The organism is Capnocytophaga canimorsus, from assembly GCF_002302565.1.
Classification (GTDB): domain Bacteria; phylum Bacteroidota; class Bacteroidia; order Flavobacteriales; family Flavobacteriaceae; genus Capnocytophaga; species Capnocytophaga canimorsus.
This window is the reverse complement of sequence record NZ_CP022382.1, coordinates 1,782,156-1,796,706: the sequence shown is the minus strand read 5'-3', so window position 1 is coordinate 1,796,706 and position 14,551 is coordinate 1,782,156. Positions and strand designations below refer to the sequence as shown.

Annotated in this window: 12 protein-coding genes; 5 read left to right on the top strand and 7 right to left on the bottom strand. The window is 36.3% G+C overall.

Annotated features, from left to right (window positions below):
* The first annotated feature begins 54 nt into the window (after window positions 1-54).
* A complete protein-coding gene (locus CGC47_RS07960) occupies window positions 55-714 on the top strand; it encodes an aspartate kinase 2 (protein WP_013996317.1) in 660 nt (219 codons plus the stop codon).
* A gap of 126 nt (window positions 715-840) precedes the next feature.
* Here CGC47_RS07960 and CGC47_RS07955 read toward each other — a convergent pair whose 3' ends face one another.
* The 3 genes from CGC47_RS07955 to CGC47_RS07945 all read right to left on the bottom strand — a co-directional run bounded on the left by CGC47_RS07955 (window position 841) and on the right by CGC47_RS07945 (window position 4,087).
* Window positions 841-1,791: a D-2-hydroxyacid dehydrogenase gene (locus CGC47_RS07955; RefSeq protein ID WP_042001032.1), complete on the bottom strand. Its 951-nt coding sequence runs from the start codon at window positions 1,789-1,791 to the stop codon at window positions 841-843.
* A 35-nt stretch (window positions 1,792-1,826) separates the two neighbouring features.
* Window positions 1,827-2,888 (bottom strand): 3-phosphoserine/phosphohydroxythreonine transaminase, encoded by a 1,062-nt coding sequence (gene serC / locus CGC47_RS07950; RefSeq protein ID WP_042001034.1) that lies wholly within the window; start codon window positions 2,886-2,888, stop codon window positions 1,827-1,829.
* A 128-nt stretch (window positions 2,889-3,016) separates the two neighbouring features.
* Complete coding sequence (locus CGC47_RS07945; protein ID WP_169922918.1) at window positions 3,017-4,087, bottom strand: acyl-CoA reductase; 1,071 nt, start codon at window positions 4,085-4,087, stop codon at window positions 3,017-3,019.
* Window positions 4,088-4,252: 165 nt separating this feature from the next.
* Here CGC47_RS07945 and CGC47_RS07940 point away from each other — a divergent pair, with 165 nt between their 5' ends.
* The 3 genes from CGC47_RS07940 (at window position 4,253) to odhB (ending at window position 6,579) form a co-directional block, all read left to right on the top strand.
* Complete coding sequence (locus tag CGC47_RS07940; RefSeq protein WP_013996313.1) at window positions 4,253-4,603, top strand: 4Fe-4S dicluster domain-containing protein; 351 nt, start codon at window positions 4,253-4,255, stop codon at window positions 4,601-4,603.
* Between the two features lie 177 nt (window positions 4,604-4,780).
* Window positions 4,781-5,158 (top strand): hypothetical protein, encoded by a 378-nt coding sequence (locus CGC47_RS07935; protein ID WP_042001035.1) that lies wholly within the window; start codon window positions 4,781-4,783, stop codon window positions 5,156-5,158.
* Window positions 5,159-5,358: 200 nt separating this feature from the next.
* Window positions 5,359-6,579: a 2-oxoglutarate dehydrogenase complex dihydrolipoyllysine-residue succinyltransferase gene (gene odhB / locus CGC47_RS07930; RefSeq protein ID WP_172458726.1), complete on the top strand. Its 1,221-nt coding sequence runs from the start codon at window positions 5,359-5,361 to the stop codon at window positions 6,577-6,579.
* Between the two features lie 191 nt (window positions 6,580-6,770).
* On the opposite strand, the gene CGC47_RS07925 is transcribed toward odhB, so the two are convergent.
* A complete protein-coding gene (locus tag CGC47_RS07925; RefSeq protein ID WP_095900392.1) occupies window positions 6,771-7,961 on the bottom strand; it encodes a phosphoglycerate kinase in 1,191 nt (396 codons plus the stop codon).
* Window positions 7,962-8,311: 350 nt separating this feature from the next.
* On the opposite strand from CGC47_RS07925, the gene CGC47_RS07920 reads away from it, so the two are divergent.
* Complete coding sequence (locus tag CGC47_RS07920) at window positions 8,312-9,439, top strand: TlpA family protein disulfide reductase (RefSeq protein WP_044729479.1); 1,128 nt, start codon at window positions 8,312-8,314, stop codon at window positions 9,437-9,439.
* Between the two features lie 203 nt (window positions 9,440-9,642).
* Here the strand turns inward: CGC47_RS07920 and CGC47_RS07915 are convergent, their stop codons facing one another.
* The 3 genes from CGC47_RS07915 to atpA all read right to left on the bottom strand — a co-directional run bounded on the left by CGC47_RS07915 (window position 9,643) and on the right by atpA (window position 14,532).
* A complete protein-coding gene (locus CGC47_RS07915; protein ID WP_095900211.1) occupies window positions 9,643-11,892 on the bottom strand; it encodes a GH92 family glycosyl hydrolase in 2,250 nt (749 codons plus the stop codon).
* Window positions 11,893-12,068: 176 nt separating this feature from the next.
* Complete coding sequence (atpG, locus tag CGC47_RS07910; RefSeq protein ID WP_042001039.1) at window positions 12,069-12,920, bottom strand: ATP synthase F1 subunit gamma; 852 nt, start codon at window positions 12,918-12,920, stop codon at window positions 12,069-12,071.
* 31 nt (window positions 12,921-12,951) lie between these two features.
* The gene (atpA, locus tag CGC47_RS07905; RefSeq protein WP_042001041.1) at window positions 12,952-14,532 is read right to left on the bottom strand and encodes a F0F1 ATP synthase subunit alpha; all 1,581 of its coding nucleotides are present in this window, start codon (window positions 14,530-14,532) and stop codon (window positions 12,952-12,954) included.
* Between the last annotated feature and the right edge of the window lie 19 nt (window positions 14,533-14,551).

The following is a 14,551-nucleotide window of genomic DNA, read 5'->3' as shown; positions in this document are numbered from 1 at the left end:
AATTATTTTTTTGTATTTTTGTAACAAGTAAGTAAAACTTAAAGCAAATATCTTATGAGAACAGTTTCTTCAGCGGTAGAAAGCTACATAAAATCAAAACCTTTTTTACAAACAGCGCTTTCGCAGGGTATTATTAACCTCACTTCATTGGCTAGAATTATACGAAAGGAAATAGAAGGTGATGTTGGCAAAGAGGTTCGCAATGGGGCTATTGTTATGGCGCTCAAACGTCTTTCGGTAGATATGGAATTTCGGGCAACTCACAGAATTATTAAAATATTGAAAGATATTGGGGAGATTACGGTTCGCTCTAACCTAACGGACTATACTTTTTCTGTTTCTGAAAATCTGTTACTTTGTCAATCTGAATTGTTACGTAATATACAGGATACTAAAGATATTTTTTATACCTCTTCACGGGGAGTAAACGAGACCAGTATTGTGGTGAGTAACTCTATTGACCCTTTGATGGAAGAAATTTTCGCCAAAGAAAAATGTATTAGTAAGTTCACTGGCTTAGGTTCGATTAGTGTGAAACTTCCTAATGAAAACGTATCAACTCCAGGTATCTATTATTTTATCTTTCAGCGTATTGCTTGGGAGGGTATTAGTATCAATGAAGTGATTTCAACCGCTAATGAATTTACCATAATTGTGCCCGAACATCAAATTGATATTGCTTTTAAGGTGATAAAGGATTTGAAACAATTATAGCGGTTTTTAATCGTTAGAAAAAGTGAATTAAGCATTTGGATATAGAAAAATCGAGCCGTTTTTAATAAAAACGGCTCAATTTTAACTTTTGTCTTTTTTAGTAGCTAAAGAATGATGGATCATTTTTTATTTCAAAAGAGAAATAATTTGTGTAGCTAATTCTTCTCCTATTCGGTTTTGCGACTCAGAGGTAGATGCCCCAATGTGTGGTGTGAGTGATACTTTGGGGTGCATTAGCGTACGAATGGCAGGAGTAGGTTCATTTTCATAAACATCTAAGCCTGCGAAGCTTACTTTTTCGTTATCAAGTGCTTCTAATAGTGCTGCTTCGTTAATAACACCACCTCGGGCTATATTGATAATACCTACACCGTCTTTCATTATTTCAAAATCGACCTCATCAATAATATATTCCTGCTGAAAAGGCACGTGTAGGGTAATAAAATCGGAAGTTTCAAGAACGGTTTGTTTATCTGTAGTTTCGATGAGAAAATCGAGTTTTCTACCATCAAAAAAAGGAATTTCTATGGTAGTTTGTTGTACTGCGGGGTCGTGAGCTATGACGCGCATTCCCAATCCAATAGCCATACGTGCTACACTTTGACCGATTCTCCCTAAACCAATGATTCCTAAGGTTTTACCTCGCAATTCACTTCCTTGACTATACGATTTTTTCAAAATTTCAAAATCGGCATCTCCTTGTAAAGGCATATTTCGGTTGGCATCGTGCAAGAAACGAATGCCCGAAAGTAAATGTGCAAATACCAATTCAGCTACAGAATTAGCTGCAGAATATGGTGTATTGATAACGTGAATTCCTTTTTTCAAAGCGTAATCTACATCAATGTTATCCATACCAACTCCGCCTCTACCAATAAGTTTTAAAGACGGACAGGCATCAATTAAATCTCTTCGAGCTGTAGTTGCCGAACGTACCAAAAGAACACCGATTTTTTGCTCATTGATAAAATTAGCCAATTGATTTTGAGCAACCTTTGTAGTAATTACTTCAAAACCATTATCTGTTAATAATTGTTTGCCTTTCTCGGAGATTCCGTCATTTGCCAATATCTTCATACTCTATTCTTAACTCTGTGTATTATAAATTTGTTTTAAGCTTTTCTTTCAAATTCTTGCATCACTTCTACCAAAACTTTAACGCTTTCTATAGGCATAGCGTTATAAATGGAAGCTCGGTATCCGCCAATACTTCGATGCCCTTTAATTCCGCTGATGTTGGCTTGTTTACAAAGGTCATCAAAAAGTGAAGTCATATTTTCATCGGTTAGGTTAAACACCACATTCATCCAAGAACGATCTTCCTTTTGTGCATATCCTTTGATGAGAGGATTACGATCAACTTCGGTATAGAGCAATGTTTTTTTAGCCTGATTTTTGGTTTCCATTCCTTGTAAGCCTCCTTGTTCTTTAATCCATTGTAAGGTAAGTAAATTCACATACACAGCAAAAGTAGCAGGAGTGTTGAACATACTTCCGTTTTTGATTTGGTTCTGATAATCAAGTATAGAAGGGATATGCCTGTGAACCTTACCTAAAATGTCTTTTTTAACAATAACTATAGCAACTCCCGAAGCTCCTAAATTTTTTTGAGCTCCTGCGTATATTAGGCTAAATTTTGAATAATCAAATGTTCTAGAAAAAATATCCGAACTCATATCGGCAACTAAAGGCACTTGCGTGTCAGGAATAGTCTGATATTGTGTTCCATAAATGGTATTATTGGTGGTAATGTGTAGATAATCAGCATCCTCAGGGACTGAGAAAGTTTTAGGAATATAACGATACCCATCCGCTTTTGAAGACGCTACAACAACTACCTCGCCAAAAGCTTGAGCTTCTTTTATGGCTTTATCTGACCAAGTCCCCGTATTGATATAAGCTGCCTTTTTGTTGAGCAAATTATAGGCTACGGATAAAAATTGGGTACTTGCTCCGCCGTGAAGTAATAAAACTTCATAATCGTGGTTTAACCCTGCAAGTTCCAATGTTAAGGCACGAGCCTGTTCAATAACAGATAAAAACGCCGCACTTCGATGTGATATTTCCAAAATGGAAAGTCCCATACCATTAAAATCCAATACAGCACTGGCTGTTTTTTTAAAAACTTCCTGCGGTAAAATGGAAGGACCTGCACTAAAATTATGTTTTTTCATATTGAATGGGTTAAATTTCCAATCAATTTACTGTTTATAAGATGATTAGGTTTTGTCATTTTTAAAACTTAAACCCTTGAACAAAAACACAAAAATGATGATTATTTTCAATAAAATGAAGAAAAAAATTATGTTTTTTTGGACAGATTTGTTAAAAATAAAACAGTATCTACTCCATCAGCATACTCCCAAAGTTGAGGCTGTTGCGTTTTACCAAAAGGCACTTCTTCATCATAAAATCCTTGTGAAACTACACATTGTATTTTCTCGTTATCAGTTTTTAAGTGGTTTCGTAATGATTCATAATCAGAGTAATATTCATAAAAAAGTGTTGCAATGGGAGAACCATAATTAGAGTCTTCTTTTAAAATCAAAAAACCGTTCTCTTTCAACTTAAATAAGCTCATCAAATATACGGCTTTATTATAGTCATAATTATTAGCATATTTTTCAATATGTATGATATCTTGATACGGGAAAATAGCGTTAAAAAATAAATCAAAATTATAATTATCAGGCACATATATTTTAGATACACTTCGGCAGCCCAATCCGAAATACTGAAAGATATCCTTGCCAAGGGCGTGTAGCTGCTCAGGAGTTTCTTTCCCGCTGAGTACGGCTACCGAATTACGATTTTTACGGATAATATGTGGTTTTTTACCAAAATAATACTCGAAATAACGTGCGGTATTATTGCTACCCGTGGCAATTACAGCATCGAAATGATTAATTCGCTCATTGGTAAATTCAAAAAAGGATTCCCATTTTGGATTTATTTGTGTCAGATATTTTGCTAGAAAAGGTAATAGCACCTTATCGTCCGACGATAATTTAACCACAGCACGATGCCCTGATATTAGTACCGATAAAAAATCGTGAAAACCAACCAAAGGAATGTTCCCCGCCATAATAATAGCGATATTTTTTGCTGAAACTGCCTCAAAATGATAGGGTTCTAGCCATTTTTCTATATTTTTGGCTTGTAGGGCTTCTGACCAACATTGACAAGCGTATTGTAAATTATCAGCTGTAAACCAACCGTTTTGCTGCTCAGCAGTTTTTAGCACCTCTTTAAAATGTTCAAAATCAATGTTTATATTAGGTAAACTTTTATCTATTTGAAACGGTAATGTAGCAAATTGTTTGAGGAATTTTCCTAAAATAATGAAGCTCTCTTTTCTTTCTTGTAACAACATATTTGTGTATGTAGTAAAATTGGAATATTTTTGCCACAAATATACACAAAAAAGATACTGATAAAGAAGTAAGATAGTTTTCCATATTTTATAGAAGGAAGTTTTTTGCTGAAAATCAAACGGATAATTTCTTTTTTGAATCAAATGTAAAAAAGTGTGTAAATTATGGCGATAATTATAACAGAAGAATGTATTAATTGTGGGGCTTGTGAGCCCGAATGTCCCAATAATGCCATCTATGAGGGGGCTGATGATTGGCGTTATAGTGATGGCACCGCTTTAAGCGGGAGTATTGTACTACCCAATGGAAAACAAATAAATGCCGAAGATGTACAAGAACCGATTAGCGACGAATATTACTTTATTGTCCCTGATAAATGTACCGAATGCCACGGATTTCATCAAGAACCCCAATGTGCTGCGGTTTGTCCGGTAGATTGCTGTGTTCCTGACGATAATTTTAAGGAAACGAGCCAGCAATTGGAAGAGAAAAAGAAATTTTTACATAACGAATAGTTTAGAATTCATCTGAAGATACCTAAACCTAAAAAGCACTTCGGTGCTTTTTTTATTTTATAAAAATCATTAGATTTATCGAAATAACAAAATATTAACATAAAAATATGATTTTTTATTATTTTTCGGAATGATTGTTGTTTTTAAGTAGTCGTATAACATTAAAAATTAAATAATATGAAAAATGTATTGAAAATTGTAGGAGTTTTTTGTTTAGCTTTTGTTGCTTTTGCGTGCAGTAAAAATGATGATCCAGCAGATAACGACCTATTTGTAGGAACATACAAAGGTAAAATCGGCTTTACCTCAGAAGGAGAAAACAAAGGTACAGACAATGGAAGTATTACTGTGGCAAAATTTGAAGAAAACTATAATTTTGTATTTTCAGATGGTATTGAAGACCTTACAGGGGTTAAATTCAAAAAAGAAGGAGACAATACTTTGGTAAACGTTGACTTTCAAGATGGGATACAATATATCAAAATAACAAAAAATTCTTTGAATATGTTGTATATGAAAGACGGAAAAACTTGGACAGCAAATGCCAAAAGATAATTCGTAGCAAATTTAAAACATTGTAAAAGAGAGATGGATTTTTCCATCTCTTTTTTTATGGTGTGAAAAATAATAGTATCATAAGATTTTGAAAATTAAATCATTTGAATTGTAATTCAGACCATCATTTTATTTTTGAGTATTAAAGTTGAATTTTTCCGATAAAAACAATACATTTACCCAAAAATAAAAACATTATGATACTTGAAATGAAGGTTCCCTCACCGGGAGAGTCTATAACCGAAGTTGAAATTGCTCGTTGGTTAGTTAAAACGGGGGATTACGTGGAAAAAAACCAAACCATTGCTGAGGTAGATTCTGATAAAGCTACCCTTGAACTTCCTGCTGAAGCCAGTGGTGTGATAACATTACAAGCCGAAGAAGGCGATGCTGTTGCTGTGGGGCAGGTGGTTTGCTTGATTGATACTTCAGCTGAAAAAACAACCACAGCAGCTCCTACAAAAGAACAACCAAAAGTTGAAACCCCTAAACCAGATGTCGTAAAAACAGCTCCAGCACAGGCAGAACCCCAACCTACTTATGCCTCTAATACGCCGAGCCCCGCGGCTAAAAAAATCCTTGCAGAAAAAAATATTTCAAATCAAGAAGTTAAAGGTACTGGAAAAGCAGGGCGCATCACGAAAGCCGATGCATTAACAGCATCAAAACCTGCTATGGGAACGCCTTCAGGTGGAAATCGTGCAGAAACACGCACCAAAATGTCTATGCTTCGCCGAAAAGTAGCCGAACGTTTGGTCAGCGCTAAAAATGAAACAGCTATGCTTACCACTTTCAATGAAGTGGATATGAGTGCCATTTTTCAGCTTAGAAATCAGTATAAAGACGCCTTTAAGGACAAACACAACGTTGGCTTGGGCTTTATGTCATTCTTTACCTTAGCCGTAGTTCGTGCACTTAAGCTTTTCCCAGATGTTAATTCAATGATTGACGGTCAAGATAAAGTTACGTATAATTTTTACGACATTTCTATTGCGGTTTCGGGACCTAAAGGGCTTATGGTACCCGTGATACGAAATGCTGAAAATTTATTATTCCGAGGGGTTGAGGCTGAAGTAAAACGCTTAGCATTACGCGCTCGTGATGGGCAAATTACCGTTGATGAAATGACAGGAGGGACTTTTACCATTACCAATGGAGGAGTTTTTGGGTCAATGCTTTCCACGCCTATCATTAATCCACCACAATCTGGGATTTTAGGAATGCACAACATTGTTGAGCGTCCAGTGGTTAAAAACGGACAGATAGTTGTCGCTCCAGTGATGTATGTAGCGCTATCTTATGATCATCGCATCATTGACGGACGAGAATCCGTAGGATTTTTGGTAGCCGTTAAAGAGGCTTTGGAAAATCCAGTAGAATTATTGATGAACGGCGATGTAAAATCGGCTTTGGAATTGTAATTTCAGTTGTAAAAAGATTTATAAAAAAGCTATTTCTCTTTTTGGAAATAGCTTTTTTTGTTTTCGTTTTTGAGTGCTTTTCTATAATTATCTATTTTGTCAACTAATGCTGGAATATTTTTAAAGAAAAAGATGTTATTCAAAAATTTGAATAACATCTTTTCAATCTAAAACTATTTATTATGAAAAAATTACTCGTAAATAGCCTGAATTCCTGGTAGTACTCTACCTTCAAGGCTTTCAAGCATCGCTCCACCTCCTGTTGAAACGTAGCTTACTTTGTTTTCAAAGCCAAATTGTTTTACGGCCGCCACAGAATCACCTCCACCTACAAGTGAAAACGCTCCGTTTTTGGTAGCTTCGGCAATGAAATTACCCACTTCAATGGTTCCTTTGGCAAACGTAGGCATTTCAAACACGCCCACAGGTCCGTTCCACAAAATGGTTTTTGATTTTAAGATAACTTCTTTGAAGTTTGCCAAACTTTTTGGTCCAGCATCAAGTCCTTGCCATCCGTCAGAAATGTTAGTAACGTCAACTACTTGTGTTTTAGCTTCGTTATTGAAATCGTCAGCAGCAACTACATCTACTGGCAAATGTACCTCAACGCCTTTACTTTTAGCCTTAGCTAAGATATCCAACGCCAATTGTAACTTATCGTCCTCACAGATAGAATCTCCAATTTTTCCGCCTTGTGCTTTCACAAAAGTATACGCCATTCCTCCACCGATGATTAAGTGGTTTACTTTATCCAAAATATTTTCGATGATGGTAATTTTTGAAGAAACTTTAGAACCTCCTAAGATAGCCGTTACTGGTTTTTCGCCAGATTTCATCACTTTGTCGATGCTTTCAATCTCTTTGGCAAGTAAATATCCGAAACATTTGTTATTTGGGAAGAATTTTGCCACGATAGTTGTAGAGGCGTGTGCCCGATGTGCCGTTCCGAATGCATCGTTCACGTAAATATCACCCAATTTTGCCAATTTCGCTGAAAAATCTTCATTTCCTTTTTCTTCTTCAGCATAAAAACGTAAATTTTCTAACAGAATTACGCTTCCACTTGGGGCTTGTGCTACGGCTTTTTCTACGCTTTCGCCCACACAATCATCAACGAAAATAACAGGTTTTCCTAACTCTTTTGAAACCTCATCAACGATATGTTTAAGCGAATATTTCTGATTTTTTTCTCCTTTTGGGCGACCTAAATGGCTCATCAATACCACGCTACCGCCATCGTTTAGTATTTTTTCAATCGTTGGTTTGGCAGCTTCAATACGTGTATTGTCGGTTACTTTGAAGTTTTCATCTAAAGGCACGTTGAAATCCACACGGATAAGTGCCTTTTTGTCTTTGAAATTAAAATTGTCAATGGTTTTCATATATACTGAATGAATTAAAATTGTCTGAACGCAAAGTCCAAATTTACAAATAAAACTTTTTGTAGGAAAGTTTTTCACTGCTTATTTTCAAAACATAAGTTGTGTCCATTACAAAGGATAACGAAATTTTGTAACGTGTTTTTCAAGTCAATAGCGTAACAATATATATCATTAGTGAATTTAATCACGGTAATATTAAAGTCATATTGATTATTTGCTTTAGATGAATTTATTTAACAGTTTGGTTTTATTCGCAATCGGCTAAAATCATACAAAATTTATTTTTAGGACGTTATAAAATTTGGTAAGATTTTTGATGTTGAAAGTAAATTATTTTAAGAAATAACCCTATGAAAAAGAAAATCATACTTAGCAGTTGTCTTATATTGTTAGGCATTCCCCTTTTAAGGGCGCAATTGACAATGTCACAACGCATAGAGTATTCTGAATTGGCTTCCCCTAAAGATAAAAAGCTGTTTTTCATTGATTACTGGGCAACTTGGTGCGCTCCGTGCATTACGGTGGCTTCATATTTAACCACTTTACAAGAGCAATTCCGTGATGATTTGTATGTAATTTCATTAACTCAAGAAAGCCCCGATGTGGTAAAGCCTTTCTTACAAAAACACCACTCCAAATTGGCTGTAAGTATTGATTATGAAGGAGAAAATTTTAAGAAGCACAAGGTAAGAGCACTGCCTTACGGAGTTTTACTCAATGCCCAAGGCGAAGTGCTATGGAAAGGAAATCCTGCTAATATTACCGCTAATATGATTCGTGGATTTTTATCTAAAAATGCGCGAACTGTTCCAATTTACGATTTTTTAAAATATTCATCATACACAACAGATAATGAAGTAGATATCGTTTTGGAAGGGGACTATAAGCTTATCGAGACCAACCTACGCAAGTCTTCGTTTTCCGTAATTGAACGAAATAAAAACATTACCTTGATAAGAGGCAATCTGTCGCAAATTTTTGCGTATTTGCTCAAAATCAATCAAAAGCAAATTTTCATTGAAAACGATGATATTACGTACGAACTTTTAATAAAAAATAATTTGAATTCCCTTGAAAATGAAAAAGCTATATTTCATCTATTATTGAAAGATTTAAAAATGAATATGTTTGAAAAAAGTACATCAGGAAGGGTTTTTGTAGTTGATTTACCTGAAAACACCTCAAAATATTGGGACAACAACCAAATCGGTTGGGGAGAGCAAAATTCGAAGTTCTTGATTGATGATACCCAATTTTCAGCTGATGATATTTCGGTATTTGATTTTATTTATAAACTTTCAGAGCTCTCAGAGGTGCCTATTGTGTTGAAAAACAGCAGAAAAAGTTCAGAACAGTTGTTTGATTGGGAAGTTCATTACAAGTTTTTTGATCTAATGAAATCTAACCTAAATGATTTTGGAATCACCGTGGAAGAACGCACCGAAAACTATCCTATATACATTATTGAGCGAATATAAATAAACTGCCTGAAAAAGTTAAAAATCACTTTTTCAGGCAGTTACTAAATAACAATTCGTCTTCTTAAGACATCATCAACCATAGGTGACCCAATTTTAAGGGGCTGTTCTGTTTCCTTACTCCGATATAATGTCTGTATCTACTTGAAAATAGGCACTTCATTTGGCGAATATAATTCACAAATTAATGCCTTTTTTAAATATTATTTTTTAGGAGTTTCACCCAGTTCAAAGCGAATGTGTTTTGCTTTTTTTAGCTGATCGTGAGTTATAAAGTATGAATTGTAAGGCTTTTTATCAATGAATATTTGTCTGATAAAAATATTTTTATCAGAGGCGTTCGATTCAATGGTTAAAGTTTCATTCGGATAATATTTTTTATCCAATTTCAGTACGATTTTATTAAACTTGGGTGCAGTAAAGGTATATATGGGCTGTGCAGGAACCACAGGGTAAAATCCCATCATTCCATAGACCATCCAAGCGGACATTACCCCTGTGTCGTCATTTCCAGGAAGCCCGTCGGGGGTGTTTTTAAAATAGGTTTTAAGCAAATCATCCATACGTTTTTGGGTTTTCCATTCGCTTCCCTTAATGTAATTGTACAAAAACGGATAAGCAATATCGGGTTCATTTGCCATATCGTATTGATTTTGATCAAAAATGTAATCTAATTGTTTTTCAAAGGCTTTTGCCCCTCCCATCATTTGTATCATTCCTTTTATATCGTGCGTAACCATATAAACATATTGCCAAGCATTTCCTTCGATATAGCCTACGTTTTTCTCAAAATTGGCTCCGCTTTCGGGGTTAAAGGGCGCGTACCATTGCCCATTGGCGTGGCGCGGACGTAACAATCGGGTTTGTTTATCAAACAACTTACGATATGATAGCGATTGTTTGTTGAATCGTTCAAAATCTTTCTTTTTCCCAAGTTTTTTTGCCAATTGAGCGATAGCGTAATCAGCGATATTATATTCCTGTGTAGTAGAAACTGGTCCCGAAACTCCTCCATCAACACTCAGATAGCCTAACTTCCAGTATTCTTCAACACCAGGACGTATGGGGTTATTCTTTATCGTGTTTGCTCCTTTAAGCATTGCTTCGTAGGCTTTTTCAACATCAAACTGGGTTAGTCCTTTCAAATAGGTATCTGCCAAAACCACCGAGGCAGGGTCGCCTACCATTGTGAAAGTCTCGGTAGAGTTCAGCTCCCATTTCGGAAGCCAACCGCTTTCTTGATAAATATCAAGCATTGATTTGACCATATTTAATTGTTCCTGCGGATAGAAAAGGGAAAGTAATTGATGATAATTTCGGTAAGTATCCCAAAGCGAGAATACAGTGTAACGCGTATTTTTTGTATTTCCGATTTTGTTGGTAGTAGCCTCAGGATAATCACCATTTATATCGTTTAAAATATTTGGGTGAATAAGTGCGTGATAAAGTCCTGTATAAAGTATGGTTTTTTGGTCAGCTGTACCTCCTTGAACATCAGCTACCGACAGCACTTCATTCCAAGCCTTTTGAGTTTGCTGATAAACTGTTTCAAAAGAGGCATTCCCAATTTCTTTTTCCAAATTCTCACGAGCGTTTTCGATACTTACATACGAAACACCTACTTTAAGTTCCACCATTTCGGGTTTTTCGAACTTATATCGAAAATAGGTTCCGATACTATCGCCCACCACTTCTCTGGCGAATCCTTCCTTTAAACGAATTTGGTCGTTATAGGTCATCCATTGGCTTTCAACGCCGTCATATTTGTAAGGTTTTTGCCAAACACCATAACTGGTAGCTGGTTTTGAAAATTTGGCTACAAAATAAACAGGATATGCCAACTCAGGGCTATTGTAACAAAACGAGCCTACCATCCGCATCCCTTCAATTTCGGTATCGGAAACGATTTTTACCATCGCACCTTGTTCATTAGTAAGCCCTAACCCTAGGTTTATCAAAACATTAGCCTCTCCTTTTGGGAAATGATATCGACTAATTCCGGCTCGGGTGGAGGCAGTCATTTCTGCTTTCACGTTGTATTTATCCAATTCAACACTATAAATTCCAGCAGAAGCTTTTTCATTTCTATAGGTAGTTCCGTATTTCAAGTGGTTGGTTTCCAACGCTCCTGTGGTAGGCATCGCGATGATGACCCCTAGCTCAGGACAACCCACACCACTCATATTCACGTGTGTAAATCCAGTAAGAAATTTATTTTCATTCACATACGGATTAGAGAGCCAACGGCTATCTTTCTCTAAAGGATTTTCAATACCTTTAGTATCAAAGGACACATTGAAAGGAGAAATACTCAACATACCGCGTGGCGCTATAGCTCCTGGGTGAGTTGCTCCGAAATTTGACGTCCCGATAAACGGATTGACATATTCTGTAGGATTTTGAGCGTAAATACTGATGCTCAACAACGAAAAGAGAAAGACTTTTAATTTCATTATTCAATAAATTTTAAGCGTAAAGATAATCATTTTTTAGCAAAAGCTGTAGCTTAAAAAGCGATTAACTTTACAACTATTCTAAAAAACCTTAAAATCAAAAAGCCAAATCGTTATATAACGATTTGGCTTTTTTGGTTATCTTAAAGGTAAAAGACTATGCTAAAAATAAAAACTTAGCTTAAAGCTTCAGCCCCCCCTACGATTTCCAGAATTTCACCAGTAATGGCTGCTTGACGAGCTTTGTTGTAGGTCAATTTAAGTTGGCTACGAAGTTCGTTCGCATTGTCGGTTGCCTTGTGCATAGCTGTCATTCGAGCACCGTGTTCTGAGGCTACCGAATCGCGTAAAGCTTTAAAAAACTGTATTTTTAAAGATCTGGGTATGAGCTCCTCAACAATCTGTTCCTTTGATGGTTCAAAGATGTAATCCGTAGCAGATTCTTTAGCTTCAACTGTTTGAATAGGTAAGAAAGTTTCTTCCATTACAATTTGAGTTGCTGCATTTTTGAAGCTATTGTAAACCAGTACAATTTTATCAAACTGACCGCTGGTGTATAGCTCCATCAGTTCTGAAGCTAACTCGGAAGCTCCTGCAAAATTCAGATTATCAAAGATTTGTGTTTCGTGTCTGAAAACTTTATCCGTTTTCTTTAAAACATCATTTCCCTTTTTACCTATGGTATAAAACTTGACATTCAAATTTTTATATTTCTGAGTCTCAAGTTCTAATGCTTTTTTGGAAATATTGGAATTAAAAGCACCACACAAACCTCTATTTGAAGTAATTGGAACAATTAAAACATTAGCAACCCCCTCAGGACGTTCATTGTACACATTATCACTTCCTAAAGCGGAACTCAATTGCTCCAACAATTGTTTTAGTTTATAAGCATAGGGTTTCATCGCCAAAATAGCATCTTGGGCTTTTTTGAGTTTTGCTGCTGATACCATTTTCATCGCCCCCGTAATCTGCATCGTGGAACTTACCGATGAAATCCTGCTTCGTATTTCTTTTAAATTTGCCATTTTTTAATAATGCAAAATTTGTTTTCTAAATTTATTTTGAAAATCGCTCTGCAACTTCTTTAGCTACTTTCTCCAAAGTTCCGGTGATTTTATCATTGAATTGACCCGCTTTCAATTCATCTAAAACATCACGATGTTGCAAGTTCAAGAAATCCAAATATTCTTTTTCAAATTCTTTCACTTTATTTACAGGCACTTGACGCAACAAGTTTTTAGAACCTACATAGATAATCGCAATTTGATTTTCAACCGTGTACGGGTCATTTTGGGATTGTTTTAGAATTTCTACGTTACGTTTTCCTTTTTCGATAACGTTCATTGTAGCTGCGTCCAAATCCGAACCGAACTTAGCAAATGCTTCTAACTCACGGTATTGAGCTTGGTCAAGTTTCAATGTTCCCGCAACTTTTTTCATTGATTTAATCTGAGCCGAACCTCCTACACGCGATACCGAGATACCTACGTTAATCGCTGGACGTACCCCAGAGTTAAACAAATCAGACTCCAAGAAAATCTGTCCGTCAGTAATTGAAATTACGTTCGTTGGGATATATGCAGAAACGTCACCTGCCTGAGTTTCAATGATTGGCAAAGCAGTAAGCGACCCTCCTCCTTTTACCAAATGTTTAATACTCTCTGGCAAGTCATTCATTCCTTGTGCAATTTTATCATCAGCAATTACCTTTGCAGCTCTTTCCAACAAACGAGAATGCAAGTAGAAAACGTCCCCAGGGTAAGCCTCACGTCCTGGTGGTCTTCTAAGCAACAATGACACCTCACGGTATGCTACCGCTTGTTTTGACAAATCATCATAAATAATCAAAGCTGGACGACCTGTATCACGGAAATACTCCCCAATAGCCGCTCCTGCAAAGGGGGCATACACCTGCATCGGTGCCGGATCAGAAGCATTTGCAGCTACAATCGTGGTATAAGCCAACGCTCCGTGGTCTTCCAATGTTTTGGTAATAGCAGCTACTGTTGAAGCTTTTTGTCCGATGGCTACATATATACAATATACAGGTTTTCCTGCATCGTAAAATTCTTTTTGATTCAAAATGGTATCGATACAAACCGTAGTTTTCCCTGTTTGGCGGTCACCAATAACCAACTCACGCTGTCCTCTTCCGATAGGAATCATCGCATCTACCGATTTGATACCTGTTTGCAATGGCTCATTTACTGGCTGACGGAAGATAACCCCAGGTGCTTTACGCTCCAAAGGCATTTCGTACAATTGCCCTGTGATTGGTCCTTTTCCATCTATTGGATTTCCAAGTGTGTCCACTACACGACCTACAATGCCATCACCTACCTTAATAGAAGCGATAAGCCCAGTTCTTTTCACTGTATCGCCTTCTTTAATATCTGTTGAAGGACCTAATAAAGTAATACCAACGTTGTCCTCCTCAAGGTTCAACACGATGCCTTGCAAACCATTGTCGAACTGTACTAACTCTCCGTATTGAGCATTTGATAAGCCAAAAATACGAGCAATACCATCACCCACTTGTAAGACAGTACCTACCTCTTCCAAAGAAGCGGCTACATCAAAATTACCCAATTGTTCTTTTAAAATTGCTGAAATTTCAGCTGCTTTTATTTCTGCCATTTTTATTCTATATATTTAT

Bases quoted from the DNA above. Each gene is read 5' to 3' on its own strand.
- CGC47_RS07960 (WP_013996317.1), top strand. From the start codon at position 55: ATGAGAACAGTTTCTTCAGCGGTAGAAAGCTACATAAAATCAAAACCT.
- CGC47_RS07955 (WP_042001032.1), bottom strand. From the start codon at position 1,791: ATGAAGATATTGGCAAATGACGGAATCTCCGAGAAAGGCAAACAATTA.
- serC (WP_042001034.1), bottom strand. From the start codon at position 2,888: ATGAAAAAACATAATTTTAGTGCAGGTCCTTCCATTTTACCGCAGGAA.
- CGC47_RS07945 (WP_169922918.1), bottom strand. From the start codon at position 4,087: ATGTTGTTACAAGAAAGAAAAGAGAGCTTCATTATTTTAGGAAAATTC.
- CGC47_RS07940 (WP_013996313.1), top strand. From the start codon at position 4,253: ATGGCGATAATTATAACAGAAGAATGTATTAATTGTGGGGCTTGTGAG.
- CGC47_RS07935 (WP_042001035.1), top strand. From the start codon at position 4,781: ATGAAAAATGTATTGAAAATTGTAGGAGTTTTTTGTTTAGCTTTTGTT.
- CGC47_RS07925 (WP_095900392.1), bottom strand. From the start codon at position 7,961: ATGAAAACCATTGACAATTTTAATTTCAAAGACAAAAAGGCACTTATC.
- CGC47_RS07920 (WP_044729479.1), top strand. From the start codon at position 8,312: ATGAAAAAGAAAATCATACTTAGCAGTTGTCTTATATTGTTAGGCATT.
- CGC47_RS07915 (WP_095900211.1), bottom strand. From the start codon at position 11,892: ATGAAATTAAAAGTCTTTCTCTTTTCGTTGTTGAGCATCAGTATTTAC.
- atpG (WP_042001039.1), bottom strand. From the start codon at position 12,920: ATGGCAAATTTAAAAGAAATACGAAGCAGGATTTCATCGGTAAGTTCC.
- atpA (WP_042001041.1), bottom strand. From the start codon at position 14,532: ATGGCAGAAATAAAAGCAGCTGAAATTTCAGCAATTTTAAAAGAACAA.